The following is a 25,419-nucleotide window of genomic DNA, read 5'->3' as shown; positions in this document are numbered from 1 at the left end:
GTCTAACGGGACAGTAGAGAAAAAAATTGTCCTACTTTTTCTCCACGTCAGGCCGGTTCCCCGATGCACCACCACTGTACTGCGACCTCATCGTCAGGCTGAGTTACGTCATGCCCGTGCTCAATGAAATGCGCTGGCGTGTGCAACGCAAGAGCATCACTGATCCGCTCTGGCTTGAGAGCGTTGGTTTCACCGAGAAAACCCAGATAGTAGTCCCGGTCATAGAAGACGGTGATCTCGCTCTGATGAACCCATGGCCACACCAGCAGGCAGGCGACCCGGTAGTAACCCTGTGAGCGGTCAGCAGCGTTGGACAGGTGGCTAGCAGCTTCGAGCAGTTGCTGAATGCAGAAGGCCTGAACTTCGATCCTGGCTTGAGAGCCTTGAACCAGGGCCACGTGCACCGGGATTTTCCAATGTGTGTAGCGCTCCATGTGCGCCGATCGTGGGTGAAACTCGTCGCGAAAACTGGAGGCCCAACGTTCCAGAGCGCGAAGGCGGCGGGGAATGCCTCTGAGTGGCTTGTTGCTGAGGGCGATTTGCCGCATTGATACGTCCTTGTGATGCCGAAAAAGTCTTTCTGTTGTTGTCTGCTGGTGCAATGGAAAAGTGGATGGGTCCATTTCCATATCAGCCAAAGCCCCGCCCAGTATCCGTCCATGAAAAGGGGCAAACTGCTCCCAACCCGATCATTCACTGAATGTCTTTCAAATAATCCTTAAGCGCAATCAGCGGACTATCAAGCTGTTCCAGCGTCTGTGCAGCGCTGAAATCCCCCGACAATCTATCCAGCTCTCGACCCAGCGGCGTACCCGCCCCACCTATCGCCTCAAGCGCCAGCCCCACGCATTCAGCCACTTTGACCTTGATCGTCTCGACATCACCTCTGCGTACCAGCAAGCCGAATACATCCCGTTGGTAGTCGCCCATCATCAGGTCGTCGCGCAGGATCGGGCTTTGGCCTTCCGACTCGTAGGCGAGTTTGAGGGAGAAGAGGGCGACGGTTTCCAGTGGCAATTCCATGGGGGAATCCTTGAGGGAAAAAATGAGGACAGAATCATTTTTTCGCAGGTTTTTTGGGTGGACGAAAGAGCGGGGTGGTGCCGATAGTTGTGACACGGAGCGTCACGGGATGCGTTACCACGCAGAGCGTGGGAACGATCAGTGGGCGGCACCACTTTTCTACAGGCGAAAAAAAAGGCCTTGCTAAGCAAGACCTTTCTTAATTTTGGTGCCCCGAGGGAGACTCGAACTCCCACTCCTTTCGAAAACGGATTTTGAATCCGCCGCGTCTACCAATTCCGCCATCAGGGCTCAATGGCGGCGAAGTATAGAGATGAGATAACCGTCGGTCAATCAGGTACATGGAGAATTTTCACTATTTCCGCTAGACTTCCCGGCCCTGCTAGACGAACCCCATCATGCGCGTTGCTGACTTTACTTTCGAACTCCCTGATTCGCTGATCGCTCGCCACCCTTTGGCTGAGCGGCGCGGCAGTCGCCTGTTGACCCTGGATGGGCTCAGCGGCGCTCTGGCGCACCGTCAATTCACTGATTTGCTTGAGCATTTGCGCCCGGGCGACTTGATGGTGTTCAACAATACCCGGGTGATTCCGGCGCGGCTGTTTGGCCAGAAAGCTTCCGGCGGCAAGCTGGAAATTCTGGTCGAGCGGGTGCTCGACAGTCATCGCGTGCTGGCCCATGTGCGCTCCAGCAAGTCGCCGAAGCCGGGTTCGACGATCCTCATCGACGGTGGTGGCGAAGCGCAAATGCTCGCGCGTCATGATGCGTTGTTCGAACTGGGGTTCGCCGAAGAAGTGCTGCCGTTGCTCGACCGCGTCGGGCACATGCCGTTGCCTCCTTATATAGACCGTCCGGACGAAGGCTCGGACCGCGAGCGTTATCAGACGGTCTACGCCGAGCGTTTGGGCGCGGTGGCGGCACCGACGGCGGGGCTGCATTTCGATCAGCCGTTGCTCGAGGCGATTGCCGCCAAGGGTATCGAGACGGCGTTCGTGACCTTGCACGTTGGCGCGGGCACCTTTCAGCCGGTGCGGGTCGAAAAGCTCGAAGATCACCACATGCACAGTGAATGGCTGGAAGTCGGCCAGGACGTGGTGGATGCGGTCGCTGCGTGCCGTGCGCGGGGCGGGCGCGTTGTGGCAGTGGGGACCACCAGCGTGCGTTCGCTGGAAAGTGCGGCGCGCGATGGCGTGCTCAAGCCGTTCAGCGGCGACACCGATATCTTTATCTACCCAGGCCGGCCGTTCCATGTGGTCGATGCCCTGGTCACCAACTTTCATTTGCCCGAATCCACGCTGTTGATGCTGGTTTCGGCGTTCGCCGGTTATCCCGAGACCATGGCCGCCTACAAGGCCGCCGTCGAGCATGGATACCGCTTTTTCAGCTACGGTGATGCGATGTTCATCACCCGCAATCCGGCGCCACGCGGCCCTGAGGATCAAGCATGAGTCGCACCAGTCGTATGTCTTTCGAATTGCTGGCCACTGACGGCAAAGCTCGCCGTGGTCGCCTGACCTTCCCGCGTGGCACTGTCGAAACCCCAGCCTTCATGCCGGTCGGCACGTACGGCACGGTCAAGGGCATGTTGCCGCGGGATATCGAGGCGACAGGCGCCGAGATCATTCTGGGTAACACCTTTCACCTGTGGCTGCGTCCTGGTACGGAAGTGATCAAGAAGCACGGCGACCTGCACGATTTCATGCAGTGGAAAGGCCCGATCCTGACCGACTCCGGCGGTTTCCAGGTGTTCAGCCTGGGCGCCATGCGCAAGATCAAGGAGGAGGGCGTGACCTTCGCCTCGCCGGTGGATGGCGCGAAAGTGTTCATGGGCCCGGAAGAGTCGATGCAGGTTCAGCGCGACCTGGGCTCCGACATCGTGATGATTTTCGACGAATGCACGCCGTACCCGGCCGACGAAGATGTGGCGCGGGTGTCCATGGAGCTGTCGTTGCGCTGGGCCCAGCGTTCGAAAAACGCTCATGGCGATAACACCGCGGCGCTGTTCGGCATCGTTCAGGGCGGCATGCACCAGGACCTGCGCATGCGCTCCCTGGAAGGCCTCGACAAGATCGGTTTTGATGGCCTGGCGATCGGCGGCCTGTCGGTCGGCGAGCCCAAGCACGAGATGATCAAGGTGCTGGATTATCTGCCAGGCCAGATGCCGGCTGACAAACCTCGTTACCTTATGGGCGTTGGCAAACCGGAAGACTTGGTTGAGGGTGTGCGCCGCGGTGTGGACATGTTCGATTGCGTGATGCCAACCCGTAATGCCCGCAATGGGCACTTGTTCATTGATACGGGCGTGCTGAAGATCCGTAACGCGTTTCATCGCCATGATGATTCGCCGCTCGATCCGACCTGCGATTGCTATACCTGCCAGAACTTCTCCCGTGCTTATCTGCACCATCTGGACAAGTGTGGAGAAATGCTGGGTAGCATGTTGAATACAATCCACAATTTGCGCCATTACCAGGTACTTATGGCTGGTTTGCGCGAGGCTATTCAACAGGGTACATTGGCCGCCTTTGTCGATGCCTTCTACGCCAAACGCGGGTTACCCGTACCGCCTTTGGACTGAGTTTTCTGACCCCAAGATTCAACATTTGCAACTGGAGTGCTAAATGAGCTTTTTTATCTCTAATGCCATGGCTGATGCTGGTGCCCCTGCGGCAGGCCCAATGGGCGGCGGCTTTGAGTGGATTTTCCTGGTCGGCTTCCTGGTCATCTTCTACCTGATGATCTGGCGTCCACAGGCCAAGCGCGCCAAAGAGCAGAAGAACCTGCTGAGCAGCCTGCAAAAAGGCGACGAAGTTGTGACCACCGGTGGTATCGCCGGCAAGATCACTAAAGTGGCAGATGATTTCGTTGTTCTGGAAGTTTCCGACACTGTCGAAATGAAATTCCAAAAGGGCGCCATTGCCGCCACGCTGCCAAAAGGCACGCTAAAAGCGATCTAAGTTTCAACTTCTACTCAATCGACGGGGCGCGCAAGGCGCCCCGCGTCATAAGCGGGCGGCGTGATGCTGAACAAATACCCTCTGTGGAAATACATTCTGATCCTGGCGGTGCTGGCGGTCGGTCTGATTTATTCCGCTCCCAATCTTTATCCTGACGATCCGGCCATTCAGGTCAGCGGTGCAAGCACTGCGCTGCAGGTCAATCAGGCTGATCTGGATCGCGTGAGCAAAGCGCTCAACGATGCCGGGATCAACGTCAAGGCGGCCACTCTGTCGGCCAATGGCAAGGGCGGTTTGTTGCGCCTGACCAAGGCGGAAGACCAACTGCCAGCCAAAGACGTCGTGCGCAAGGCGCTGGGTGATGACTACGTCGTCGCGCTGAACCTGGCACAAACCACCCCGCAATGGCTGCGCACTGTTGGCGCGCATCCGATGAAGCTGGGTCTGGACTTGTCCGGTGGTGTGCACTTCCTGCTTGAAGTGGACATGGAAAAAGCCCTCGACGCGCGCCTGAAAGTCTACGAAGGCGACGTCAAGAGCCTGCTGCGTAAAGAGAAACTGCGCTATCGCAGCCTGCCGCAGATCAATGGCGCCATTCAGCTGGGTTTCAGTGATGAATCTGCCCGCGAAGATGCTCGTGCGCTGATCCGCAAGAACTTCAACGATTTCGACATTGTTCCGGCCGACCTCAATGGCCAACCGGTACTGCGTCTGGCGATGACCCCGGCCAAGCTGGCGGAAATCCGCGAATACTCCATCAAGCAGAACTTGACCACGGTGCGTAACCGCGTCAACGAGCTGGGTGTTGCCGAACCGATCGTTCAGCGTCAGGGTGCCAACCGCATCGTGGTTGAGCTGCCAGGCGTGCAAGACACTGCCGAAGCCAAGCGTATCCTCGGCAAGACGGCTAACCTGGAGTTCCGTCTGGCGGCAGAGCCGGGTGCTTCGAAAGCCACTTCCGAGACCTTCGAGTTCCGTGAGGGCAAGCGTCCTCCAGCGCAAATCGAGCGTGGCCTGATCATCACTGGCGACCAGGTAACTGACGCCAAGGCTGGTTTCGGTGAGCACGGTACGCCGGAAGTGAACATTCGTCTGGACGGTCACGGCGGTGAGCTGATGAACCGTGCGACGCGCTCCAACGTCGGTCGCAGCATGGCGGTGATCTTCATCGAGCAACGCCCGGTGACGACTTACGTCAAGCAGATGGTCAACGGCGTCGAGAAAGACGTGCCGGTCCAGAGCTTCAAGGAAGAGAAAAAGATCATCAGCCTGGCGACCATTCAGTCGCCGCTGGGTGCTCAGTTCCGCATTACTGGCCTGAACGGTCAGGGCGAGTCCTCGGAGCTGGCGTTGCTGCTGCGCGCCGGTGGTCTGGCGGCACCGATGTACTTTGCTGAAGAGCGCACCATCGGTCCAAGCCTGGGTGCTGACAACATCACCAAGGGTATCGATGCGTCGCTGTGGGGCATGCTGTTCGTTTCGCTGTTCATCATGGCCATCTACCGCTTCTTCGGCCTGATCGCCACGGTTGCGCTGGCGGTGAACATGGTGCTGCTGCTGGCCTTGATGTCTTTGCTGGGGGCAACGCTGACCCTGCCAGGTATCGCCGGTATCGTCTTGACCATGGGTATGGCGGTCGACGCCAACGTACTGATCTTCTCGCGGATACGTGAAGAGATCGCGGCCGGCATGACCGTGCAGCGGGCAATCAACGAAGGCTTCGGCCGGGCATTCACCGCGATTCTCGACGCCAACCTGACCACTCTGTTGGTCGGCGGCATCCTCTTTGCGATGGGCACCGGCCCGGTCAAAGGTTTCGCAGTGACCATGTCCCTCGGGATCTTTACCTCGATGTTCACGGCCATCATGGTGACCCGCGCGATGGTCAACCTGATCTTCGGCGGTCGTGACTTCAAGAAGTTGTGGATTTAAGGGGCTGCCATGTTACGTACTATCAACTTCATGGGCGTTCGCAACGTTGCGTTCGGCGTCACATTGTTCCTTACCGCTCTGGCGTTGTTCAGCTGCTTCCACAAGGGCATGAACTACGGTCTGGACTTCACCGGCGGTACGCTCATCGAGCTGACCTACGAGCGTCCGGCCGACGTCTTGAAAGTTCGTTCCCAGCTGACTGAAGCGGGTTATCACGAAGCGATCGTTCAGAGCTTCGGCGCGACCACCGATTTGCTGGTGCGTATGCCTGGCGAAGACCCGCAACTGGGTCACCAGGTCGCTGAAGCGCTGCAGAAAGTCGGCGGCGACAACCCGGCTGTGGTCAAGCGTGTCGAGTTCGTCGGTCCGCAGGTGGGTGAAGAGCTGCGCGACCAGGGCGGCCTCGGCATGCTGATGGCGCTGGGCGGCATTCTGATCTACCTGGCATTCCGCTTTCAGTGGAAGTTCGCGGTTGGTGCGATTGTCTCGCTGATCCACGACGTGATCGTGACCGTGGGTATCCTGTCGTTCTTCCAGATCACCTTCGACCTGACGGTGCTGGCGGCGGTACTGGCGATCATCGGTTACTCGCTCAACGACACCATCGTGGTATTCGACCGGGTTCGTGAGAACTTCCGTGTACTGCGCAAGGCTAGCCTGATCGAGAACATCAACATCTCGACCACGCAAACCCTGCTGCGGACCATGGCGACGTCGATCTCCACCTTGCTGGCGATTGCAGCGCTGCTGTTCTTCGGTGGCGACAACCTGTTCGGCTTCTCCATTGCGCTGTTTATCGGCGTTCTGGCGGGTACTTACTCGTCGATCTACATCGCTAACGTGGTGCTGATCTGGCTGAACCTGAGCAGCGAGGACCTGATTCCTCCGGCCAATACCGAGAAGGAAGTGGACGATCGTCCTTGAGGCGTTATTTCCTCTCGTTATAACCAGAAGGCGCGAGTATTGAACTCGCGCCTTTTTTTATGCTCCAAGGTTTGGAAAGGCGCGGGCACGTCCCGCATGTGATGGTCAGGAGGTTCATGTGAACAAGTCGTTACTGGTTGGTGCGGTATTGGGTGCTGTCGGTGTGACTGCCGGAGGCGCTGTTGCCACCTACAGCCTGGTAAAAAGCGGCGGACCTGAGTATGCGCAAGTACTGGCAGTCGAGCCGGTCAAAACACAGATCAAGACCCCACGTGAAGTGTGCAGGGATGTACCGGTTACCCGGCAGGCGCCGGTGAAGGATGAGCATCAGATCCTCGGTACGGTGATCGGTGCGGTCGGCGGTGGTTTGTTGGGTAACATGGTCGGTGGTGGTAATGGCAAGAAGCTCGCCACGGTCGCCGGTGCAGTTGGTGGCGGTTACGCGGGTAACAAGGTGCAGGAAGGCATGCAGGAGCGTGATACCTCCACCACGATGCAAAGACGTTGCGAGACGGTCCATGACGTCAGCGACAAGCTCGTAGGCTATGACGTTCGGTATTCGCTGGGCGGCAAGGAAGGCAAAGTGCGGATGGATCGTGATCCGGGCAACCAGATCCCGGTCGACAAGGACGGTCATCTGATCCTGGGACAGAATCAGCCCGCTCAGAAATAAGCTGAATGCCAGACTCAAAAAAGCACCCGGAAGGGTGCTTTTTTTTTGTGCCCGGAATTTATGCCCCACCACCCATTCCCTGTGGGAGCGGGCTTGCTCGCGAAGGCGGCTGCATATCCAATAGTGATGTCGACTGGCACACCGCTTTCGCGAGCAAGCCCGCTCCCACAATGGGGATGTGATGTTTGCGAGATCAAATTTCAGGCATAAAAAAAGCACCCCGAAGGGTGCTTTTTTGTGCCTGGTGCTTAGCGTTTTAGCGAGGCTGGCAGGTGCGGCTGGATGGCCGTCAGTACTGCTTTGAAGCATTTGGTGTTGCCGGCAACGATGTGGCCTTTTTCAAGGAAGTCGTGACCGCCGGTGAAGTCGCTCACCAAGCCGCCAGCTTCCTGGATCAGCAGGGCGCCTGCCGCCATGTCCCACTCGGACAGGCCCGACTCCCAGAAGGCGTCGAAACGGCCGGCAGCTACATAAGCCAGGTCCAGGCTCGCTGCGCCAGCGCGGCGGATGCCGGCAGTCTGGCCAACCAAGGCGCGGAACATGCCCAGGTAATTGTCGAGGTTGTCCATCTGGTCGTCACGGAACGGGAAGCCGGTACCCAGCAGGGCGCCGTCCAGGCTGGTGCGACCGCTGACGCGCAGACGGCGACCGTTCAGTTGAGCGCCGCGACCACGGCTGGCGGTGAATTCTTCCTGGCGAACCGGGTCCAGAACCACTGCGTGTTCCAGGCGACCGCGGTATTTGCAGGCGATGCTGACAGCGAAGTGAGGAATGCCGCGCAGGAAGTTGGTGGTGCCGTCCAGTGGGTCGATGATCCACAGGTATTCTTCGCCTTCGATCCCGTTGCCTGCGTGCATGCCGGTCTCTTCACCCATGATCGAATGATTCGGGTAAGCCTTGCGCAGTGCGTCGATGATTTTCTGTTCGGCAGCGCGATCCACTTCGGACACGTAGTCCTTGGCGTCTTTTTCGTCGACCTTGATGGTATCCAGGCGCTCGATGGAGCGGAAAATCAATTCACTGGCGCTGCGGGCGGCGCGCAGCGCGATATTCAGCATGGGCTGCATGGATGTGTCACCTAAGGTTGTTAAAGAAAGCCGAGCATTCTATCAGAAAGTTTCTACAGGTGAAGGTCGACGTTCGCTTTCATAGCTTAACGGTAGGATGAACTGTAAGATTTGCTCCCTAATTTCCCTGTCAGAGAGCGCCTCCTTTGCTGCAGAACATTCGTGTCGTCCTGGTCAATACCAGCCATCCGGGGAATATCGGCGGGGCTGCGCGTGCCATGAAGAACATGGGGCTGTCGCGACTGGTGCTGGTCGAGCCGCGGTTGTTCCCGCACCACGAAGCCGATGCGCGAGCTTCCGGTGCCGGTGACATCCTGGAAAACGCCCAAGTCGTCGCCACGCTGGAAGATGCGCTGGTCGGCTGCAACCTGGTGCTGGGCACCAGTGCGCGTGACCGTCGTATCCCTTGGCCGCTGCTCGATCCCCGTGAATGCGGGACGAAGGTGGTTGAGGAGGCAGCGCAAGGTGCTGAGATTGCTTTGGTCTTTGGTCGTGAAGATTCCGGCCTGACCAATGAAGAGCTGCAGCGATGTCATTATCACGTGCACATCCCATCAGACCCTGAGTTCAGTTCGCTGAACCTTGGGGCGGCGGTGCAGGTGTTGAGCTATGAAGTGCGCATGTCCTGGCTGGCGGCCCAAGGTCAGCCAAGCAAGATCGAGAAGGAAGAAGTGGCGTCGACCAAGAGTGGCGAGCTGGCGACCATGGATGAGCTTGAGCGATTCTATGAGCACCTGGAGCAGACGCTGGTGGCCATCGAATTTCTCGATCCGGAAAAACCGCGGCACTTGATGGCGCGCCTGCGTCGGTTGTACGGACGAAGCTCGGTCAGCCGGGCGGAAATGAATATTTTGCGTGGCATCCTCACGGAAACCCAAAAAGCGGCCCGTGGTGAGCTTCTTAAGCGGAAGGATTAATGATGTTCGAGCGTTTGCGTGAAGATATCCAGAGCGTTTTCCACCGTGACCCGGCGGCACGTAATGCGTTTGAGGTGTTGACCTGCTACCCCGGCATGCACGCCATCTGGATTCATCGACTGTCTGCTGCTCTGTGGGGTATGGGCTGGAAATGGCTGGCGCGGTTGGTATCGAACTTCGGCCGCTGGTTGACCGGGATCGAGATTCATCCGGGCGCCAAGGTCGGTCGTCGCTTCTTTATTGACCATGGCATGGGCATCGTTATCGGTGAAACCGCCGAGATCGGCAATGACGTGACGCTGTATCAGGGCGTGACCCTCGGCGGTACCAGCTGGAACAAAGGCAAGCGCCACCCGACGCTGGAAGATGGTGTAGTGGTGGGGGCAGGCGCCAAGGTGTTGGGGCCGTTCACCGTGGGGGCGGGGGCCAAGGTGGGTTCCAATGCGGTGGTGACCAAGGCGGTGCCGGCGGGGGCGACAGTGGTCGGAATTCCGGGGCGGATTATCGTCAAGTCCGATGATGAGCTGGAAGCCAGGCGCAAGGCCATGGCCGAGAAGATTGGTTTTGATGCCTACGGCGTCAGTGAAGACATGCCGGACCCGGTGGCGCGTGCCATCGGTCAGTTGCTGGATCACTTGCAAGCGGTCGATGGTCGACTGGAAGGCATGTGCGGCGCGCTCAAGGACCTGGGCAGCCCTTACTGTGCCAAGGATTTGCCTGAGCTGCGCGAAGAAGACTTCGCCTGCGTCAAAGGCAAGGATGAAAGCCAGGCCAGTTAAACCGCGGCGCGGCCTTCGCGAGCAAGCCCGCTCCCACACTGGGTCTATGCAGCACTGGAGATCCCCTGTGGGAGCGGGCTTGCTCGCGAAGAACGATAACGCGCATTTGCTGGTCGATCACCGCCAGCCTTTGTTATAGTGCGCGCGCTCTTTTGCGGGTAAACCTGACTAAAGTACTAGGTCTTATAGTTGACTTGAATACTCGGGAATTGCATACTCGCCCCCATCCCGTAACTCCGTGGTAATTGTCCATGCGACTGACTACAAAAGGCCGATACGCTGTCACCGCCATGCTTGACCTGGCGTTGCACGCGCAACATGGCCCGGTGTCCCTGGCCGATATCTCTGAGCGCCAAGGCATTTCCCTGTCCTACCTCGAACAGCTCTTCGCCAAATTGCGCCGCAGCAATCTGGTTTCCAGTGTCCGTGGACCAGGCGGTGGCTACCAGCTATCGCGTGACATGCAGGGCATCCAGGTCGCTCAGGTGATCGATGCGGTAAACGAATCGGTCGATGCAACCAAATGCCAGGGGCTGGGTGATTGCCATGGCGGCGACACCTGCCTGACCCACCATTTGTGGTGTGATCTGAGCCTGCAAATCCACGAATTTCTGAGCGGTATCAGCTTGGCTGACCTTGTCACTCGCCGTGAAGTGCAAGAAGTAGCCCAGCGTCAGGACCAGCGTCGTTGCAACAGCAAGGCGTCGCGTCTGGACAAGATTGAAGCGTCCGCCGTCGAATGACAGCCAAAGAGCTAGCGGCACGCCAGCCAGCCTGAATTAGGAGAGAGTCCATGAAATTGCCGATTTACCTTGATTACTCTGCGACCACCCCGGTTGATCCGCGTGTCGCGCAAAAGATGAGTGAATGCCTGCTGGTCGACGGAAACTTCGGTAACCCGGCGTCCCGCTCCCACGTGTTCGGCTGGAAAGCCGAAGAATCGGTCGAAAACGCTCGCCGCCAGGTCGCCGACCTGGTCAACGCCGACCCGCGTGAAATCGTCTGGACCTCCGGTGCCACCGAGTCCGACAACCTGGCAATCAAGGGTGTCGCGCATTTCTATGGCACCAAAGGCAAGCACCTGATCACCACCAAGATCGAACACAAGGCGGTCCTCGACACCATGCGCCAACTGGAGCGCGAAGGTTTCGAAGTCACCTACCTCGATCCTCGTGAAGACGGTCTGGTAACGCCTGAGATGATCGAAGCCGCGCTGCGCGATGACACCATCCTGGTGTCGGTCATGCACGTGAACAACGAAATCGGCACCATTAACGACATCGCAGCCATCGGCGAACTGACCCGTTCCAAGGGCATCCTGTTCCATGTCGACGCTGCGCAGTCCACCGGCAAGGTCGAGATCGACCTGCAGAAGCTGAAAGTCGACCTGATGTCCTTCTCGGCTCACAAGACTTATGGCCCTAAAGGCATCGGCGCGCTGTACGTCAGCCGCAAGCCGCGTGTTCGCCTTGAAGCGACCATGCACGGCGGCGGTCACGAGCGCGGCATGCGTTCCGGCACCCTGGCCACTCACCAGATCGTTGGCATGGGCGAAGCCTTCCGTGTAGCCAAGGAAGACATGGCTACCGAAAACGTTCGGATCAAAGCCCTGAGCGATCGTTTCTTCAAGCAGGTCGAAGGCCTCGAAGAGCTGTACGTCAACGGCAGCCTGACCGCCCGTGTTCCGCACAACCTGAACCTGAGCTTCAACTACGTTGAGGGCGAGTCGCTGATCATGGCGCTCAAGGACCTGGCGGTATCGTCCGGTTCGGCCTGCACCTCGGCGTCGCTTGAGCCTTCGTACGTACTGCGCGCCCTGGGCCGCAACGACGAACTGGCACACAGCTCGATTCGCTTCACCTTCGGCCGCTTCACCACCGAAGAAGAAATCGATTATGCCGCGCAGAAAGTCTGCGAGGCCGTCACCAAGCTGCGCGCTCTGTCGCCGCTGTGGGACATGTACAAAGACGGCGTCGACATTTCGAAGATCGAGTGGGCGGCACACTAACGAATTAAGTCGCCGCACAGGGGCTTTGCAAGCCGGTTGAAAGGTTGGCTTGCAGGGCTCCAAGAGCGACTCTCTGATGAGTGAGGATTAATCATGGCTTACAGCGAAAAGGTCATCGACCACTACGAGAACCCGCGTAACGTCGGCAAGATGGACGCGGAAGATCCTGATGTCGGCACCGGCATGGTCGGCGCTCCAGCATGCGGCGACGTTATGCGCCTGCAAATCAAGGTCAACGAGCAAGGCATCATCGAAGACGCCAAGTTCAAGACCTACGGCTGCGGCTCTGCCATTGCCTCCAGCTCCCTCGCTACCGAGTGGATGAAGGGCAAGACTCTGGACGAAGCAGAGACCATCAAGAACACCCAGCTGGCTGAAGAACTGGCCTTGCCGCCAGTGAAAATCCACTGCTCGGTACTCGCTGAAGACGCCATCAAGGCTGCCGTTCGCGATTACAAGCAGAAGAAAGGCTTGATCTGACTTTCAAGTATTGGCGACGAGTAAGGAGTCACCGATGGCTATCAGCATGACAGAAGCGGCTGCTCAACACGTGCGACGCTCCCTCGACGGGCGCGGCAAGGGTGATGGGATTCGTCTGGGTGTTCGCACCACGGGCTGTTCCGGCCTTGCCTACGTGCTGGAGTTTGTCGATGAGGTAGGGGCTGACGATCAGGTCTTCGTCAGTCATGGCGAGAAAGTGATCATCGATCCGAAAAGCCTGGCGTACCTGGACGGCACCGAGCTCGATTTCGTCAAGGAAGGGTTGAACGAAGGCTTCAAGTTCAACAATCCCAACGTGCGCGGTGAATGTGGCTGCGGCGAAAGCTTCAACATCTGAGGCTGCTCGTGGGTACTCCTTGTCATTTCGCATTATTTGAGCTGCAACCGAGCTTCAATCTGGACCTCGATCAGCTGGCTACGCGCTACCGTGAGTTGGCGCGCGGCGTTCATCCAGACCGCTTTGCTGACGCTTCCGAGCGTGAGCAACGGCTGGCGCTAGAGCAATCCGCTAGCCTCAACGAGGCCTACCAGACGCTCAAAAGTCCCCCCAAGCGCGCGCGTTACCTGCTCGCCATGGGTGGTCGCGAGCTGCCGCTGGAGGTCACGGTGCATGATCCGGAATTTCTTCTGCAGCAGATGCAATGGCGTGAAGAACTCGAAGACCTGCAAGACAGTGCCGATCTGGCCGGGATTGTGGTATTCAAGCGCCGCCTGAAGGTCGCTCAGGATGTACTGAACGAAAGCTTCGCAGCTTGCTGGAATGATGCAGTGCAGCGTGAACAGGCCGAACGCCTGATGCGGCGCATGCAGTTCCTCGACAAGCTCACCTACGAAGTGCGCCAGTTAGAAGAGCGCCTCGACGATTAACCCAGTGCCGCCTCGGTCGCACGCCTGATATACAGATAAGTCCTGATAACGATGGCCCTACTGCAGATCGCCGAACCCGGCCAAAGTCCTCAACCGCACCAGCGTCGTCTGGCTGTGGGGATCGACTTGGGCACTACCAATTCGCTGGTCGCTGCGTTGCGCAGTGGTCTTTCCGAGCCACTGGCCGACGCTGACGGGCAGGTCATCCTGCCGTCTGCGGTGCGCTATCACGCTGACCGTGTCGAGGTCGGCGAGTCCGCCAAGCTGGCAGCCGCTACCGATCCGCTGAACACGGTGTTGTCGGTCAAACGCTTGATGGGTCGTGGTCTGTCCGACGTCAAGCAATTGGGCGAACAACTGCCGTATCGCTTTGTCGATGGCGAGTCGCACATGCCGTTCATCGACACCGTGCAAGGGCCGAAAAGCCCGGTCGAAGTTTCCGCCGATATCCTCAAGGTGCTGCGTCAGCGCGCCGAGTTGACGCTGGGCGGCGAACTGGTTGGCGCGGTGATCACCGTTCCGGCTTACTTCGACGACGCACAGCGCCAGGCAACCAAGGATGCGGCCAAGCTGGCCGGCCTGAACGTGCTGCGTTTGCTCAATGAGCCGACCGCTGCGGCGGTGGCTTATGGTCTGGATCAACACGCCGAAGGCCTGGTCGCCATCTATGACCTGGGCGGCGGCACCTTCGATATTTCGATTCTGCGTCTGACCGGCGGTGTGTTTGAAGTACTGGCCACCGGTGGCGACAGCGCCCTGGGCGGCGATGACTTCGACCACGCGATTGCTGGCTGGATCATCGAGAGCGCGGGCCTGTCCGCCGACCTCGATCCGGGCGCGCAACGTCATCTGCTGCAAACCGCCTGCGCGGCCAAAGAGGCCCTGACGAATGCGGCGACGGTTGAAGTCGTTTATGACGGCTGGAAATCCCAGCTGACCCGCGAAGCCTTTGATGCGCTGATCGAGCCTATGGTTGCTCGCAGCCTGAAAGCCTGCCGCCGCGCCGTGCGTGATTCCGGTGTCGAGCTGGAAGACGTGAAGGCGGTGGTGATGGTCGGCGGTTCGACTCGCGTGCCGCGTGTTCGCGATGCCGTGGCTGAAGCCTTCGGTCGTCAGCCGCTGACCGAGATCGATCCGGATCAAGTGGTGGCCATTGGTGCTGCGATCCAGGCCGATACCTTGGCGGGCAACAAGCGCGATGGCGGCGAACTGCTGCTACTCGACGTGATTCCGTTGTCCCTGGGGCTGGAAACCATGGGCGGTCTGATGGAGAAGGTGATTCCGCGTAACACCACCATCCCGGTCGCCCGCGCCCAAGACTTCACCACCTATAAAGACGGCCAGTCGGCCATGATGATTCATGTGCTGCAGGGCGAGCGCGAGCTGATCAGCGATTGCCGCTCCCTGGCGCGCTTCGAATTGCGCGGCATTCCGGCCATGGTCGCGGGTGCGGCGAAGATTCGCGTGACCTTCCAGGTCGATGCCGATGGCTTGCTCAGCGTGGCCGCCCGCGAATTGGGTTCGGGCGTCGAGGCGAGCATTCAGGTCAAGCCGTCCTACGGCCTGACCGACGGCGAAATCGCCCGCATGCTCAAGGAATCGTTCCAGCACGCCAACGACGACAAGGTCGCCCGCGTACTGCGTGAGCAGCAAGTCGATGCCCAGCGTTTGATCGAAGCGGTGCAAGGCGCCCTCGATGTCGACGGCGAGCGCCTGCTCGACGCCGAAGAACGCATGGTCATCGAATTGCAGATGCAGGAACTGAGCGAACTGATGAAAGGTACCGATGGTTACGCCATCGAGCAGCAGACCAAGCGTCTGTCGCAAGTGACCGATGCCTTTGCTGCCCGCCGCCTGGACTCGACGGTGAAAGCCGCTCTGGCGGGGCGCAACCTGAATGAAATCGAGGAATAACTGATGCCGCAGATCATTTTTCTGCCACACGCCGAGCATTGCCCGGACGGTATGGTCGTAGAGGCTGAGACCGGCAAGTCCATTCTCGAAGTGGCTCATGACAACCATATCGAGATCGAGAGCGCCTGCGGCGGCGTCTGTGCCTGCACCACCTGCCACTGCATCATTCGCGAAGGCTTTGACTCGCTGAATGAGGCCGATGAGCTGGAAGAGGACTATCTTGATCGGGCCTGGGGGCTGGAAGCGCAGTCGCGCCTGACCTGCCAGGCAATCGTCGGGACTGAAGACCTGACCGTTGAAATTCCTAAATACTCGCTCAACCACGCTGCCGAAGCGCCGCACTGATTCAAGGAACTGGCATGAGTCTTAAATGGGTTGATGTGCTGGAAATCGCGATCCAGCTGGCTGACAGCAAGCCGGATGTGGATCCGCGTTACGTGAACTTCGTCGATCTGCACACCTGGGTCATGGCTCTGCCGGACTTCAGCGATGATCCGACCCGCGGTGGCGAGAAGGTGCTTGAAGCGATTCAAGCGGCCTGGATCGAAGAAGCAGACTGAACGCACTGTACGCCGTTAGGCAATACCCAAGAACCCGCGTATAATTCGCGGGTTTAATTTTTCGCAAATTACCGTTTCTGGAGTTACACCATGGCTGTTCAACGTACTTTCTCCATCATCAAGCCTGACGCCGTTGCAAAAAACGTTATCGGCGAGATCACCACTCGTTTCGAAAAAGCAGGCCTGCGCGTTGTAGCTTCGAAACTGAAGCAACTGTCCAAAGCCGAAGCTGAAGGCTTCTACGCTGAGCACAGCGCTCGTGGTTTCTTCAACGACCTGGTTGCTTTCATGATCTCCGGTCCGGTTGTCGTTCAGGTTCTGGAAGGCGAAAACGCTATCGCTCTGAACCGTGAGCTGATGGGCGCTACCAACCCTAAAGAAGCTGCTGCCGGCACCATCCGCGCTGACTTCGCTGACTCCATCGACGCCAACGCTGTGCACGGTTCGGACTCCGAAGCCGCTGCTGCTCGCGAAATCTCGTACTTCTTCGCAGCTACTGAAGTAACCACTCGCTAAGCATTGGCTTATGAGTGAAGGTGAATCCATGACTACATCGACTGCAAAAACTAACCTGCTGGGTCTGACTCAGCCGGAAATGGAAAAATTCTTCGACTCAATCGGGGAGAAGCGTTTCCGTGCCAGTCAGGTAATGAAGTGGATTCACCACCTTGGCGTCGATGATTTCGACGCCATGACGAACGTCAGCAAGGCCTTGCGCGACAAGCTCAAGGCTATTGCCGAAGTTCGCGGCCCCGAAGTGGTCAGCGAGGACATCTCCAGCGACGGCACCCGTAAGTGGGTGGTGCGCGTGGCGTCCGGCAGCTGCGTCGAGACCGTCTACATTCCCCAGGGCAAGCGCGGCACTCTGTGCGTTTCGTCCCAGGCAGGCTGTGCCCTGGATTGCAGTTTCTGCTCCACCGGCAAGCAAGGTTTCAACAGCAACCTCACCGCCGCCGAAGTCATCGGCCAGGTGTGGATTGCCAATAAATCGTTCGGCAGCATCCCGGCGACCGCCGACCGTGCCATCACCAACGTGGTGATGATGGGCATGGGTGAGCCGCTGCTGAACTTCGACAACGTCGTTGCCGCCATGCACTTGATGATGGACGACCTGGGCTACGGCATTTCCAAGCGTCGTGTGACCCTGTCGACCTCGGGCGTGGTGCCGATGATCGATGAGCTGTCCAAGCACATCGACGTTTCCCTGGCGTTGTCCCTGCACGCACCGAACGATGCGCTGCGTAACCAGTTGGTACCGATCAACAAGAAGTACCCGCTGAAAATGCTCCTCGAGTCCTGCCGCCGCTACATGTCGTCCCTGGGCGAAAAGCGCGTGCTGACCATCGAGTACACCTTGCTCAAGGACATCAATGACAAGGTCGAGCATGCGGTTGAAATGATCGAGTTGCTCAAGGACACCCCTTGCAAGATCAACCTGATCCCGTTCAACCCGTTCCCTCATTCCGGTTACGAGCGGCCGAGCAACAACGCCATCCGTCGTTTCCAGGATCAACTTCATCACGCTGGCTTCAATGTCACCGTGCGCACCACCCGTGGCGAAGACATCGACGCTGCGTGTGGCCAATTGGTAGGACAGGTGCTGGATCGCACCCGTCGTAGCGAACGTTATATCGCCGTGCGTGAGTTGAGCGCCGACAACGATATGCCGCAAGACGCTGCGAATCGTACTTAAGAGAGGATCTCTATGTCACTGCGCCTAGCGCTGCTTCTGCTGTTCGCCAGCCTGTCGGCTGGTTGTGTTCTGTCGGGTGATTTCAATCCGATGAAAACCAGCAAGGGGCGCGATGAGGCGCGTGCTGCGTATGTGCAGCTGGGTGTGGGGTATCTGCAACAGGGCATGACCGAACGGGCGAAAGTCCCGTTGAAGAAGGCCCTCGAACTGGATAGCGCCGACCCGGATGCCAACGCGGCGTTGGGCCTGGTGTTTCAGGCCGAAATGGAACCTGAGCTCGCGGATCAGCATTTTCGCAAGGCATTGTCCGGCCGTCCTGGCGATGCTCGTATCCTGAACAACTACGGCAGCTTTCTCTTTGAAGAGAAACGTTACAAAGAAGCTTACGAGCGCTTTGAACAAGCGGCTGCCGATAGCCTTTATCCTGAGCGTTCACGGGTTTTCGAGAACCTCGGCATGACGGCTTCGATGCTTGGCCAGCGGGATCTGGCCCGTCAGCAACTGGAAAAAGCCCTGCGCCTGAACCGCCAACAGCCACGGGCGTTGCTGGAAATGGCTGAGTTGTCGTACGAAGACAGGCATTATGTGCCCGCGCGTGACTATTACGATCGTTTTAGCCTGCTCGCCGAGCAAAATGCACGTAGTCTATTGCTCGGCGTTCGGCTGGCCAAAGTGTTCGAAGATCGCGACAAGGCCGCCAGTTTTGGCCTGCAATTAAAACGACTCTATCCCGGTACGCCGGAATATCAGCAATACCTGTCGGAGCAATGATGAAAGCGGCGCATCCAGAAGTTGTAGCAGCGACTCGCGTAAACCCCGGAGAGACCCTGCGTCAGGCCCGCGAAGGCAATGGTTGGTCGCTGGCGGAAGTAGCGCTCAAGCTCAATCTCACCGCTAATTCCTTGAAGAATCTGGAAGACGGCGCTTTCGACAAGCTGCCGGGGCATACCTTTGCTCGCGGCTATATCCGCGCCTACGCCAAATTGCTCGGCATGGACCAGGCCGTTCTGGTCCAGCAGTTCGACCAGCACACCGGCACCGACTCCCAGGGCAGCAACGTGCACAGCCTTGGGCGTATCGAGGAGCCATCGCGGGTCTCCCACACCATTTTGCGCATCGTCAGCCTGTTGCTGCTGATGGCCGTGGTGGGTGGCGGTTTTGTCTGGTGGCAGGATCAAACCTCATTGCGTACCAAGGACCTGAGTGGTCTCAGCCCTGAACACGTCGAAGTCGAAGGCGCCGATGGCACCACGCAAATCCATCCGCTCGACGAGCCGGAAGATCAGGCCGTGGTAGAAGGTCAGGTCGAAGCCGGGACGCCTCTGGCATTGCCGGAAGGTCAGGCGCCTGCCGAAGCTCCGGCAACTGCCGAAGCGCCGACGCCGGCCGCCCCGGTGGTTGCGCCGACAGCCCCGGTTGCCGCTCCAGTGCGCACCGTGCCGGCCCCGGTTGTTGCGACGCCAGCGGCACCAGTCGTGGCTGTTGCGCCAACGCCAGTCGTGGCTGCCGTGCCAGCACCTGCCGCTTCGGCTGCTGCGCCGGCCACTCCGGTTGCCGGTGCGGGTAAGGTGCAGATTCAGTTCTCTGCCAACTGCTGGACACAAGTCACCGATGGTAACGGCAAAGTGCTGTTGAGCGCTCTCAAGCATAAGGGCGAAACCGCTGACGTCAGCGGTAAACCACCGTTTACAGTACGCCTGGGCTACGCCCGTGGCGCGCAGGTCAGCTACAACGGGCAAGTGGTCGATGTAGCTCCGTTCACCAGTGGCGAGACTGCTCGCCTGAAGTTGGGTCAATAAGTCATGCACGGCGAATCTCCAATCAAACGTCGCGAATCCCGCAAGATCTGGGTTGGTTCGGTACCGGTGGGCGGTGATGCGCCTATCGCTGTACAGAGCATGACCAACAGCGACACCAATGACGTTGCCGCCACCGTGGCCCAGATCAATCGTCTGGAAGCGGCCGGTGTCGACATCGTGCGGGTTTCCGTTCCGGACATGGACGCGGCCGAAGCCTTCGGTCGAATCAAGCAACTGGTCAAGGTGCCATTGGTTGCCGACATTCACTTCGACTACAAGATCGCTTTGCGCGTAGCCGAACTGGGCGTCGATTGCCTGCGGATCAACCCGGGCAACATCGGTCGTGAAGACCGTGTGCGCGCGGTGGTCGATGCCGCCCGTGACCGCGGGATTCCGATCCGTATCGGCGTCAACGCCGGTTCGCTGGAAAAAGACCTGCAAAAGAAATACGGCGAGCCGACACCGGCCGCGCTGGTCGAGTCGGCCCTGCGCCACGTCGAGCACCTTGAACGCCTGAACTTCCAGGACTTCAAGGTCAGCGTGAAGGCCTCCGACGTGTTCATGGCCGTCGAAGCCTATCGTCTGCTGGCCAAGGAAATCGTCCAGCCACTGCACCTGGGCATCACTGAAGCCGGCGGTTTGCGTTCAGGCACAGTGAAATCCGCCGTGGGCCTCGGTATGCTGCTCGCCGAAGGGATTGGCGATACTATTCGCATCTCGTTGGCGGCTGACCCGGTCGAGGAAGTGAAAGTCGGCTACGACATTCTCAAATCCCTGCATCTGCGTTCCCGTGGCATCAACTTCATCGCCTGCCCGAGCTGCTCGCGGCAGAACTTCGATGTGGTGAAAACCATGAACGAACTGGAAGGGCGCCTCGAAGATCTGCTGGTGCCGCTGGATGTCGCGGTCATCGGTTGTGTGGTCAACGGTCCCGGTGAAGCCAAAGAGGCCCATATCGGTTTGACTGGCGGTACGCCGAACCTGATTTACATCGACGGCAAGCCGTCGCAGAAATTGACGAATGACAATCTGGTGGATGAGCTGGAAAGGCTGATCCGCCAGAAAGCGGCCGAAAAGGTCGAAGCCGACGCAGCAGTAATCGCTCGCGGCTGATCGAACGAATTTAAGGATTTAAAGTGAGCAAGTCTCTGCAAGCCATACGTGGCATGAACGACATCCTGCCCGAACAGACCCCGCTGTGGCGTCATTTCGAGGGCACCGTTTCGCGTCTGCTGGATAACTACGGTTATAAGCAGATTCGTATGCCGATCGTCGAGTTCACCGAGCTGTTCAAACGCTCCATCGGTGAAGTGACCGACATCGTCGAAAAAGAGATGTACACCTTCGAAGACCGTAACGGCGATTCGCTGACCCTGCGCCCTGAAGGCACAGCGGCCTGCGTGCGTGCAGTGCTTGAGCACGGCATCACCGGCGGTGGCCAGGTGCAGAAACTCTGGTACATCGGCCCGATGTTCCGCCACGAGCGTCCGCAGAAAGGCCGTTATCGCCAGTTCCACCAGATCGGTTGCGAGGTTTTCAACCTTGATGGTCCGGACATCGACGCCGAACTGATCGTGCTGACCTGGCGCCTGTGGGGCGAGCTGGGCATCCGTGACGCGGTCAAGCTCGAGCTCAACAGCCTGGGCACCAGCGCATCTCGCGCTCGTTATCGCGATGCACTGGTCGAATACCTGACGGCACGCCTGGACCAACTGGACGAAGACAGCCAGCGCCGCCTGAAAACCAACCCGCTGCGGGTGCTCGATACCAAGAACGCCGATACCCAGGCGGCGCTGGTCGATGCACCGAAAATGGCCGACTACCTCGATGAAGAATCCCGCGTGCACTTCGAGGGCCTCAAGGCGCGTCTGGACGCTGCCGGCATTCCTTACGTGATCAACCCGAAGCTGGTGCGCGGGCTGGATTACTACAGCAAAACCGTATTCGAATGGGTCACCGACAAACTCGGCGCCCAGGGCACTGTCTGCGCGGGTGGCCGTTACGACGGTCTGGTCGAGCAGATGGGCGGCAAGCCGACGCCGGGCGTTGGTTTCGCCATGGGCATCGAGCGCCTGGTGCTGCTGCTCGAAACCCTGGAGCAGATCCCGGAAGAAATCTCCCGGCAGGTTGATGTCTACCTGTGCGCCTTCGGTGAGGCTGCCGAACTGGCCGCTCTGACACTGAGCGAGCAGGTTCGTGATCAGTTGCCAAACCTGCGTCTGCAGATCAATGCCGGTGCAGGCAGCTTCAAAAGTCAGTTCAAGAAGGCCGACAAGAGCGGTGCGCTGTACGCATTGATCCTCGGTGACGACGAAATGGCCCAGCAAGTGGTAGGTTTCAAACCCCTGCGTGGCCAGGGCGAACAACAAAGCATTGCCTGGGATGCGCTTGCCGCTCACCTGGCCACCTGCGTCGTGCAGGGTTGAAGCTGTCAAACAGCCGATTTAGCGATTAAGGAGTATTGGGGTGTCGAGTACCGAAGACGAACATCTGGCGGAATTCAAAGACTGGTGGCAGCGTAACGGCAAACCTCTCGTAACCGGCGGCCTGTTGGCGCTGGTCATCGTGTTCGGCTGGCAGGCGTTCCACAAGTATCAGAGCAATCAGTCGCAAGGCGCCTCGATGCTTTACCAGCAACTGCTGGAAACCACGCTGACCCCGGACGGCAAGCCTGACGCGGCCCGTGTAGCGGACCTCGCCAACAAGCTCAACAGCGAGTTCGGCGGCACGGCTTACGCCCAATACGGCAGCCTATTCGTGGCGAAAGTCGCGGTCGACAGCGGCAAGCTGGATGACGCTGTAAGCCAGCTCAAGGCTGTGGCTGACAAACCTGCCAACCCGGCGCTGGGCGAAGTGGCGCGTCAGCGTCTGGCTCAGGTTCTGGCCGCACAGAACAAGGCTGACGAAGCACTGAAATTGCTCGAAGGTGATGCCGATCAGGCATTCCTGGCCACTCGCGAAGAACTCAAGGGTGACCTGCTGGTCCAGTTGGGTCGTACCGATGAAGCCCATGCTGCTTACCAAAAAGCCAAGGCTGCGCTGTCGGATGAAGCGGCGGTCGGTGGCTTACAAATCAAGCTGGACGACCTGGCCAAAGGGGATGCGTGACGTGATCCGTTGGAAACATGCAGCATTGCTGGCTCTGGCCATTCTGGCCGCGGGTTGCAGCAGCAACAGCAAAAAAGAATTGCCGCCGGCCGAGCTGGTCAAATTCAAGGAAGAAGTGGTCCTGCAAAAGCAGTGGAGCCGTTCGGTCGGTAACGGCCAGGGCGAAACCTACAACATGCTGGTGCCGGCCATCGATGGCAACACCATCTATGCTGCTGACGTCAAAGGCGTGGTGATGGCGCTGGATCGCATGAACGGCGACGTCAAATGGAAGAAAGATCTTGAGTTGCCTGTGTCCGGCGCCGTTGGCGTGGGTTACGGTCTGGTCATGATCGGCACGCTGAAGGGCGAAGTGGTTGCCCTGGATGCAAGCTCCGGCGAAGAGAAATGGCGCGCTCGCGTGACCAGTGAAGTGCTCGCACCGCCTGCCAACAACGGTGACGTGGTGGTGGTGCAAACCCAGGACGATCGTCTGATCGGTCTGGATGCTTCCACCGGTAACCAGCGCTGGTTGTATGACAGCACGCCAGCGGTCCTGACTCTGCGCGGCACCAGTGCGCCGATCGTGACCAACCGCCTGGCGATTGCCGGCCTGTCGACCGGTAAAGTCGTGGCGCTGGATATCTCCAACGGCGTGCCGGTGTGGGAGCAGCGCATTGCGATTCCACAGGGTCGCTCGGAGCTGGAGCGCGTGGTTGATATCGACGGTGGCTTGCTGCTGTCCGGCGACAAGATCTATGTCGCCAGCTATCAGGGGCGCGTAGCGGCCCTGGACCTGCAAAGCGGTCGTCAGCTCTGGCAGCGTGATGCTTCCAGCTATGCCGGTGTCGCCCAAGGTTTCGGCAGCGTCTACATCAGCCTGTCTTCGGGCACTGTTGAAGGCGTCGACGAGCGTTCGACCACCTCCTTGTGGAGCAACGACTCGCTGGCCCGCCGTCAACTGTCGGCACCGGAAGTGTTCTCCAGCTACGTTGCAGTCGGTGACCTGGAAGGTTACCTGCACCTGCTGAGTCAGGTGGACGGTCGTTTCGTCGGCCGTGAACGCATCGACAGCGACGGCCTGCGTGCGCGTCCGCTGGTGGTGGGTGACATGATTTACGTGTATGGCAACAGCGGCAAATTGGAAGCCCTGACCATCAAGTAATGGTTTGACTATGCTTGGGGATAGCAATGTTCCCAGGCGGCCTTGTTTTACAAGGCTCGCAGTACATCAAGTGCTGCCCCGAGCACCAGCCGCTGCCTCGCAGCGGCTTTTGTATTTTCTGAAATAACGAAGTGGAGAGCCGCATGGTTCCCGTAATCGCCCTGGTGGGCCGACCGAACGTCGGCAAGTCCACCTTGTTCAACCGCCTGACCAGGACTCGTGACGCCATCGTCGGCGACTTGTCCGGTCTGACCCGTGATCGCCAATACGGTGAGGCCAAGTGGCAAGGGCGTTCCTACATTTTGGTTGACACCGGCGGTATCTCCGGTGACGAACACGGTATGGACGAAAAAATGGCCGAGCAGTCGCTGCTGGCCATTGAAGAAGCGGATGTCGTTCTGTTCCTGGTAGATGCCAAGGCCGGTTTCACCGCGGCCGACCAGATGATCGCCGAGCACTTGCGCAAGCGTAACAAGCGTTCTTACGTGGTTGCCAACAAGGTCGACAACATCGACCCTGAAATGGCCCGCGCCGAGTTCGCCCCGCTGGGCATGGGCCACGCGATCCCGATCGCCGGTGCCCACGGTCGTGGCATCACCCAGATGCTGGAAATCGCCCTGAGCGACTTCCCTAAAGACAGCGAAGAGCCGGAAGACGGCTTCGATGAGATCGTTGCCGAAGGCGAGGAAGCCAAGCGCATTCCGGGCCCGAGCGAAAAAGACGGTATCAAGATCGCTATCATTGGCCGGCCGAACGTCGGCAAGTCGACCCTGGTCAACCGCATGCTCGGTGAAGACCGGGTGATCGTGTATGACCAGCCAGGCACCACCCGCGACAGCATCTACATCCCGTTCGAGCGTAACGACGAGAAGTACACGCTGATCGACACCGCGGGTGTGCGCAAGCGCGGCAAGATCCACGAAGAAGTCGAAAAATTCTCCGTGGTCAAAACCCTGCAAGCGATCAAAGACGCCAACGTGGTGATCTTCGTGATGGACGCCCGCGAAGGCGTGGTAGACCACGACCTCAACTTGCTGGGCTTTGCCCTGGAAGCGGGTCGGGCGTTGGTGATCGCGATCAACAAGTGGGACGGCATGACGCCGAGCGAGCGCGACTTCGTGAAGGTCGAGCTGCAACGTCGGCTGTTCTTTGTCGACTTCGCCGACATCCACTTCATCTCGGCCCTGCACGGTACTGGCGTGGGCAACCTTTACGCGTCGGTGCAGAACTCGTTCAAGTCCGCGGTTACCCGCTGGCCGACCAACCGCCTGACCCAGATTCTCGAAGATGCGGTTGGTGAGCACGCGCCGCCGATGGTCAACAACCGTCGGATCAAGCTGCGTTATGCCCACTTGGGTGGTGCGAACCCGCCGATCATCGTGATCCACGGTAACCAGGTCGAGAAGGTTCCAAAGTCTTACGTCCGTTACCTGGAAAACACCTACCGTCGTGTCTTGAAGCTGGTCGGTACGCCGATCCGCATCGAGTTCAAAGGTGGCGAGAACCCGTACGAAGGCAACAAGAACACGCTTACAGACCGCCAGGTCAACAAG

At 58.9% G+C, this 25,419-nt stretch carries 28 protein-coding genes and 1 tRNA gene; 25 read left to right on the top strand and 4 right to left on the bottom strand.

The window, feature by feature from the left end; translation table 11 throughout:
- Nucleotides 1–47: 47 nt before the first annotated feature.
- The 3 genes from AC3WK5_RS08250 to AC3WK5_RS08240 form a co-directional block, all read right to left on the bottom strand.
- Nucleotides 48–548, bottom strand: a complete 501-nt coding sequence (locus AC3WK5_RS08250; RefSeq protein WP_103318078.1) for a DUF3916 domain-containing protein — start codon at nucleotides 546–548, stop codon at nucleotides 48–50.
- A gap of 145 nt (nucleotides 549–693) precedes the next feature.
- Complete coding sequence (locus AC3WK5_RS08245; protein WP_103318076.1) at nucleotides 694–1,023, bottom strand: hypothetical protein; 330 nt, start codon at nucleotides 1,021–1,023, stop codon at nucleotides 694–696.
- 206 nt (nucleotides 1,024–1,229) lie between these two features.
- Nucleotides 1,230–1,314, bottom strand: a tRNA-Leu gene (locus AC3WK5_RS08240).
- Between the two features lie 107 nt (nucleotides 1,315–1,421).
- On the opposite strand from AC3WK5_RS08240, the gene queA reads away from it, so the two are divergent.
- The 6 genes from queA to AC3WK5_RS08210 all read left to right on the top strand — a co-directional run bounded on the left by queA (nucleotide 1,422) and on the right by AC3WK5_RS08210 (nucleotide 7,509).
- Nucleotides 1,422–2,471 (top strand): tRNA preQ1(34) S-adenosylmethionine ribosyltransferase-isomerase QueA, encoded by a 1,050-nt coding sequence (gene queA, locus AC3WK5_RS08235; RefSeq protein WP_103318074.1) that lies wholly within the window; start codon nucleotides 1,422–1,424, stop codon nucleotides 2,469–2,471.
- Nucleotides 2,472–2,485: 14 nt separating this feature from the next.
- The gene (gene tgt / locus AC3WK5_RS08230) at nucleotides 2,486–3,601 is read left to right on the top strand and encodes a tRNA guanosine(34) transglycosylase Tgt (protein ID WP_162130405.1); all 1,116 of its coding nucleotides are present in this window, start codon (nucleotides 2,486–2,488) and stop codon (nucleotides 3,599–3,601) included.
- Nucleotides 3,602–3,644: 43 nt separating this feature from the next.
- Nucleotides 3,645–3,980 carry a preprotein translocase subunit YajC gene (yajC, locus tag AC3WK5_RS08225; RefSeq protein WP_019693477.1) on the top strand — a complete coding sequence of 112 codons (336 nt, stop codon included), beginning with the start codon at nucleotides 3,645–3,647 and terminating at the stop codon, nucleotides 3,978–3,980.
- 63 nt (nucleotides 3,981–4,043) lie between these two features.
- Nucleotides 4,044–5,912: a protein translocase subunit SecD gene (secD, locus tag AC3WK5_RS08220; protein WP_103318072.1), complete on the top strand. Its 1,869-nt coding sequence runs from the start codon at nucleotides 4,044–4,046 to the stop codon at nucleotides 5,910–5,912.
- Nucleotides 5,913–5,921: 9 nt separating this feature from the next.
- Nucleotides 5,922–6,836, top strand: a complete 915-nt coding sequence (gene secF / locus AC3WK5_RS08215; protein WP_054595792.1) for a protein translocase subunit SecF — start codon at nucleotides 5,922–5,924, stop codon at nucleotides 6,834–6,836.
- 118 nt (nucleotides 6,837–6,954) lie between these two features.
- Nucleotides 6,955–7,509, top strand: a complete 555-nt coding sequence (locus tag AC3WK5_RS08210) for a glycine zipper 2TM domain-containing protein (protein ID WP_103318070.1) — start codon at nucleotides 6,955–6,957, stop codon at nucleotides 7,507–7,509.
- Between the two features lie 248 nt (nucleotides 7,510–7,757).
- Here the strand turns inward: AC3WK5_RS08210 and suhB are convergent, their stop codons facing one another.
- Nucleotides 7,758–8,576 carry a type III secretion system regulator SuhB gene (suhB, locus tag AC3WK5_RS08205; protein WP_054595794.1) on the bottom strand — a complete coding sequence of 273 codons (819 nt, stop codon included), beginning with the start codon at nucleotides 8,574–8,576 and terminating at the stop codon, nucleotides 7,758–7,760.
- Nucleotides 8,577–8,722: 146 nt separating this feature from the next.
- Between suhB and trmJ the strand changes: the two genes are divergently transcribed.
- From trmJ to der, 19 genes are all read left to right on the top strand, one after another.
- Nucleotides 8,723–9,493: a tRNA (cytosine(32)/uridine(32)-2'-O)-methyltransferase TrmJ gene (gene trmJ / locus AC3WK5_RS08200; protein ID WP_054595795.1), complete on the top strand. Its 771-nt coding sequence runs from the start codon at nucleotides 8,723–8,725 to the stop codon at nucleotides 9,491–9,493.
- A gap of 2 nt (nucleotides 9,494–9,495) precedes the next feature.
- Complete coding sequence (gene cysE / locus AC3WK5_RS08195; protein ID WP_054595796.1) at nucleotides 9,496–10,272, top strand: serine O-acetyltransferase; 777 nt, start codon at nucleotides 9,496–9,498, stop codon at nucleotides 10,270–10,272.
- Nucleotides 10,273–10,523: 251 nt separating this feature from the next.
- A complete protein-coding gene (gene iscR, locus AC3WK5_RS08190; protein WP_054595797.1) occupies nucleotides 10,524–11,015 on the top strand; it encodes a Fe-S cluster assembly transcriptional regulator IscR in 492 nt (163 codons plus the stop codon).
- Nucleotides 11,016–11,065: 50 nt separating this feature from the next.
- Nucleotides 11,066–12,280, top strand: a complete 1,215-nt coding sequence (locus AC3WK5_RS08185; protein ID WP_103319241.1) for an IscS subfamily cysteine desulfurase — start codon at nucleotides 11,066–11,068, stop codon at nucleotides 12,278–12,280.
- Nucleotides 12,281–12,373: 93 nt separating this feature from the next.
- Nucleotides 12,374–12,760, top strand: coding sequence for a Fe-S cluster assembly scaffold IscU (gene iscU, locus AC3WK5_RS08180; protein ID WP_003443374.1), 387 nt, complete (start codon nucleotides 12,374–12,376; stop codon nucleotides 12,758–12,760).
- A gap of 34 nt (nucleotides 12,761–12,794) precedes the next feature.
- Complete coding sequence (gene iscA, locus AC3WK5_RS08175; protein ID WP_019693468.1) at nucleotides 12,795–13,118, top strand: iron-sulfur cluster assembly protein IscA; 324 nt, start codon at nucleotides 12,795–12,797, stop codon at nucleotides 13,116–13,118.
- Nucleotides 13,119–13,126: 8 nt separating this feature from the next.
- On the top strand, nucleotides 13,127–13,648 hold the full coding sequence (hscB, locus tag AC3WK5_RS08170; protein WP_054595799.1) for a co-chaperone HscB: 522 nt from the start codon (nucleotides 13,127–13,129) through the stop codon (nucleotides 13,646–13,648).
- A 51-nt stretch (nucleotides 13,649–13,699) separates the two neighbouring features.
- Nucleotides 13,700–15,562, top strand: coding sequence for a Fe-S protein assembly chaperone HscA (gene hscA / locus AC3WK5_RS08165; protein ID WP_103319242.1), 1,863 nt, complete (start codon nucleotides 13,700–13,702; stop codon nucleotides 15,560–15,562).
- A gap of 3 nt (nucleotides 15,563–15,565) precedes the next feature.
- Complete coding sequence (gene fdx, locus AC3WK5_RS08160) at nucleotides 15,566–15,907, top strand: ISC system 2Fe-2S type ferredoxin (RefSeq protein WP_103319244.1); 342 nt, start codon at nucleotides 15,566–15,568, stop codon at nucleotides 15,905–15,907.
- Nucleotides 15,908–15,921: 14 nt separating this feature from the next.
- Nucleotides 15,922–16,122: a Fe-S cluster assembly protein IscX gene (gene iscX / locus AC3WK5_RS08155; protein ID WP_019693464.1), complete on the top strand. Its 201-nt coding sequence runs from the start codon at nucleotides 15,922–15,924 to the stop codon at nucleotides 16,120–16,122.
- A 90-nt stretch (nucleotides 16,123–16,212) separates the two neighbouring features.
- On the top strand, nucleotides 16,213–16,638 hold the full coding sequence (ndk, locus tag AC3WK5_RS08150; protein ID WP_007903599.1) for a nucleoside-diphosphate kinase: 426 nt from the start codon (nucleotides 16,213–16,215) through the stop codon (nucleotides 16,636–16,638).
- A 28-nt stretch (nucleotides 16,639–16,666) separates the two neighbouring features.
- Nucleotides 16,667–17,815, top strand: coding sequence for a dual-specificity RNA methyltransferase RlmN (rlmN, locus tag AC3WK5_RS08145; RefSeq protein WP_019693463.1), 1,149 nt, complete (start codon nucleotides 16,667–16,669; stop codon nucleotides 17,813–17,815).
- A 12-nt stretch (nucleotides 17,816–17,827) separates the two neighbouring features.
- The gene (gene pilW, locus AC3WK5_RS08140) at nucleotides 17,828–18,586 is read left to right on the top strand and encodes a type IV pilus biogenesis/stability protein PilW (protein WP_054595804.1); all 759 of its coding nucleotides are present in this window, start codon (nucleotides 17,828–17,830) and stop codon (nucleotides 18,584–18,586) included.
- A complete protein-coding gene (locus tag AC3WK5_RS08135) occupies nucleotides 18,586–19,614 on the top strand; it encodes a RodZ domain-containing protein (RefSeq protein WP_103319246.1) in 1,029 nt (342 codons plus the stop codon). Before pilW ends, AC3WK5_RS08135 begins: the two co-directional genes overlap by 1 nt.
- A 3-nt stretch (nucleotides 19,615–19,617) precedes the next feature.
- Nucleotides 19,618–20,727: a flavodoxin-dependent (E)-4-hydroxy-3-methylbut-2-enyl-diphosphate synthase gene (gene ispG, locus AC3WK5_RS08130; RefSeq protein ID WP_054595806.1), complete on the top strand. Its 1,110-nt coding sequence runs from the start codon at nucleotides 19,618–19,620 to the stop codon at nucleotides 20,725–20,727.
- 23 nt (nucleotides 20,728–20,750) lie between these two features.
- The gene (gene hisS, locus AC3WK5_RS08125; protein ID WP_103319248.1) at nucleotides 20,751–22,040 is read left to right on the top strand and encodes a histidine--tRNA ligase; all 1,290 of its coding nucleotides are present in this window, start codon (nucleotides 20,751–20,753) and stop codon (nucleotides 22,038–22,040) included.
- A gap of 40 nt (nucleotides 22,041–22,080) precedes the next feature.
- Nucleotides 22,081–22,722, top strand: coding sequence for a tetratricopeptide repeat protein (locus tag AC3WK5_RS08120; RefSeq protein ID WP_103319250.1), 642 nt, complete (start codon nucleotides 22,081–22,083; stop codon nucleotides 22,720–22,722).
- Nucleotides 22,715–23,866 carry an outer membrane protein assembly factor BamB gene (gene bamB, locus AC3WK5_RS08115; protein ID WP_103319252.1) on the top strand — a complete coding sequence of 384 codons (1,152 nt, stop codon included), beginning with the start codon at nucleotides 22,715–22,717 and terminating at the stop codon, nucleotides 23,864–23,866. Before AC3WK5_RS08120 ends, bamB begins: the two co-directional genes overlap by 8 nt.
- A gap of 143 nt (nucleotides 23,867–24,009) precedes the next feature.
- Nucleotides 24,010–25,419, top strand: a 1,410-nt coding sequence (gene der / locus AC3WK5_RS08110; RefSeq protein ID WP_492574145.1) for a ribosome biogenesis GTPase Der, incomplete at its 3' end; no start/stop codon positions are given.

Source organism: Pseudomonas sp. FW306-02-D09B (assembly GCF_058782685.1).
Note: the sequence above shows the minus strand (reverse complement) of the source record. Positions and strands in the feature narration are given on the sequence as shown.

Coding starts and splice junctions, on each gene's coding strand:
- AC3WK5_RS08250 (WP_103318078.1), bottom strand. CDS start 548: ATGCGGCAAATCGCCCTCAGCAACAAGCCACTCAGAGGCATTCCCCGC.
- AC3WK5_RS08245 (WP_103318076.1), bottom strand. CDS start 1,023: ATGGAATTGCCACTGGAAACCGTCGCCCTCTTCTCCCTCAAACTCGCC.
- queA (WP_103318074.1), top strand. CDS start 1,422: ATGCGCGTTGCTGACTTTACTTTCGAACTCCCTGATTCGCTGATCGCT.
- tgt (WP_162130405.1), top strand. CDS start 2,486: ATGTCTTTCGAATTGCTGGCCACTGACGGCAAAGCTCGCCGTGGTCGC.
- yajC (WP_019693477.1), top strand. CDS start 3,645: ATGAGCTTTTTTATCTCTAATGCCATGGCTGATGCTGGTGCCCCTGCG.
- secD (WP_103318072.1), top strand. CDS start 4,044: ATGCTGAACAAATACCCTCTGTGGAAATACATTCTGATCCTGGCGGTG.
- secF (WP_054595792.1), top strand. CDS start 5,922: ATGTTACGTACTATCAACTTCATGGGCGTTCGCAACGTTGCGTTCGGC.
- suhB (WP_054595794.1), bottom strand. CDS start 8,576: ATGCAGCCCATGCTGAATATCGCGCTGCGCGCCGCCCGCAGCGCCAGT.
- cysE (WP_054595796.1), top strand. CDS start 9,496: ATGTTCGAGCGTTTGCGTGAAGATATCCAGAGCGTTTTCCACCGTGAC.
- iscR (WP_054595797.1), top strand. CDS start 10,524: ATGCGACTGACTACAAAAGGCCGATACGCTGTCACCGCCATGCTTGAC.
- AC3WK5_RS08185 (WP_103319241.1), top strand. CDS start 11,066: ATGAAATTGCCGATTTACCTTGATTACTCTGCGACCACCCCGGTTGAT.
- iscU (WP_003443374.1), top strand. CDS start 12,374: ATGGCTTACAGCGAAAAGGTCATCGACCACTACGAGAACCCGCGTAAC.
- iscA (WP_019693468.1), top strand. CDS start 12,795: ATGGCTATCAGCATGACAGAAGCGGCTGCTCAACACGTGCGACGCTCC.
- hscA (WP_103319242.1), top strand. CDS start 13,700: ATGGCCCTACTGCAGATCGCCGAACCCGGCCAAAGTCCTCAACCGCAC.
- fdx (WP_103319244.1), top strand. CDS start 15,566: ATGCCGCAGATCATTTTTCTGCCACACGCCGAGCATTGCCCGGACGGT.
- iscX (WP_019693464.1), top strand. CDS start 15,922: ATGAGTCTTAAATGGGTTGATGTGCTGGAAATCGCGATCCAGCTGGCT.
- ndk (WP_007903599.1), top strand. CDS start 16,213: ATGGCTGTTCAACGTACTTTCTCCATCATCAAGCCTGACGCCGTTGCA.
- rlmN (WP_019693463.1), top strand. CDS start 16,667: ATGACTACATCGACTGCAAAAACTAACCTGCTGGGTCTGACTCAGCCG.
- pilW (WP_054595804.1), top strand. CDS start 17,828: ATGTCACTGCGCCTAGCGCTGCTTCTGCTGTTCGCCAGCCTGTCGGCT.
- AC3WK5_RS08135 (WP_103319246.1), top strand. CDS start 18,586: ATGAAAGCGGCGCATCCAGAAGTTGTAGCAGCGACTCGCGTAAACCCC.
- ispG (WP_054595806.1), top strand. CDS start 19,618: ATGCACGGCGAATCTCCAATCAAACGTCGCGAATCCCGCAAGATCTGG.
- bamB (WP_103319252.1), top strand. CDS start 22,715: ATGCGTGACGTGATCCGTTGGAAACATGCAGCATTGCTGGCTCTGGCC.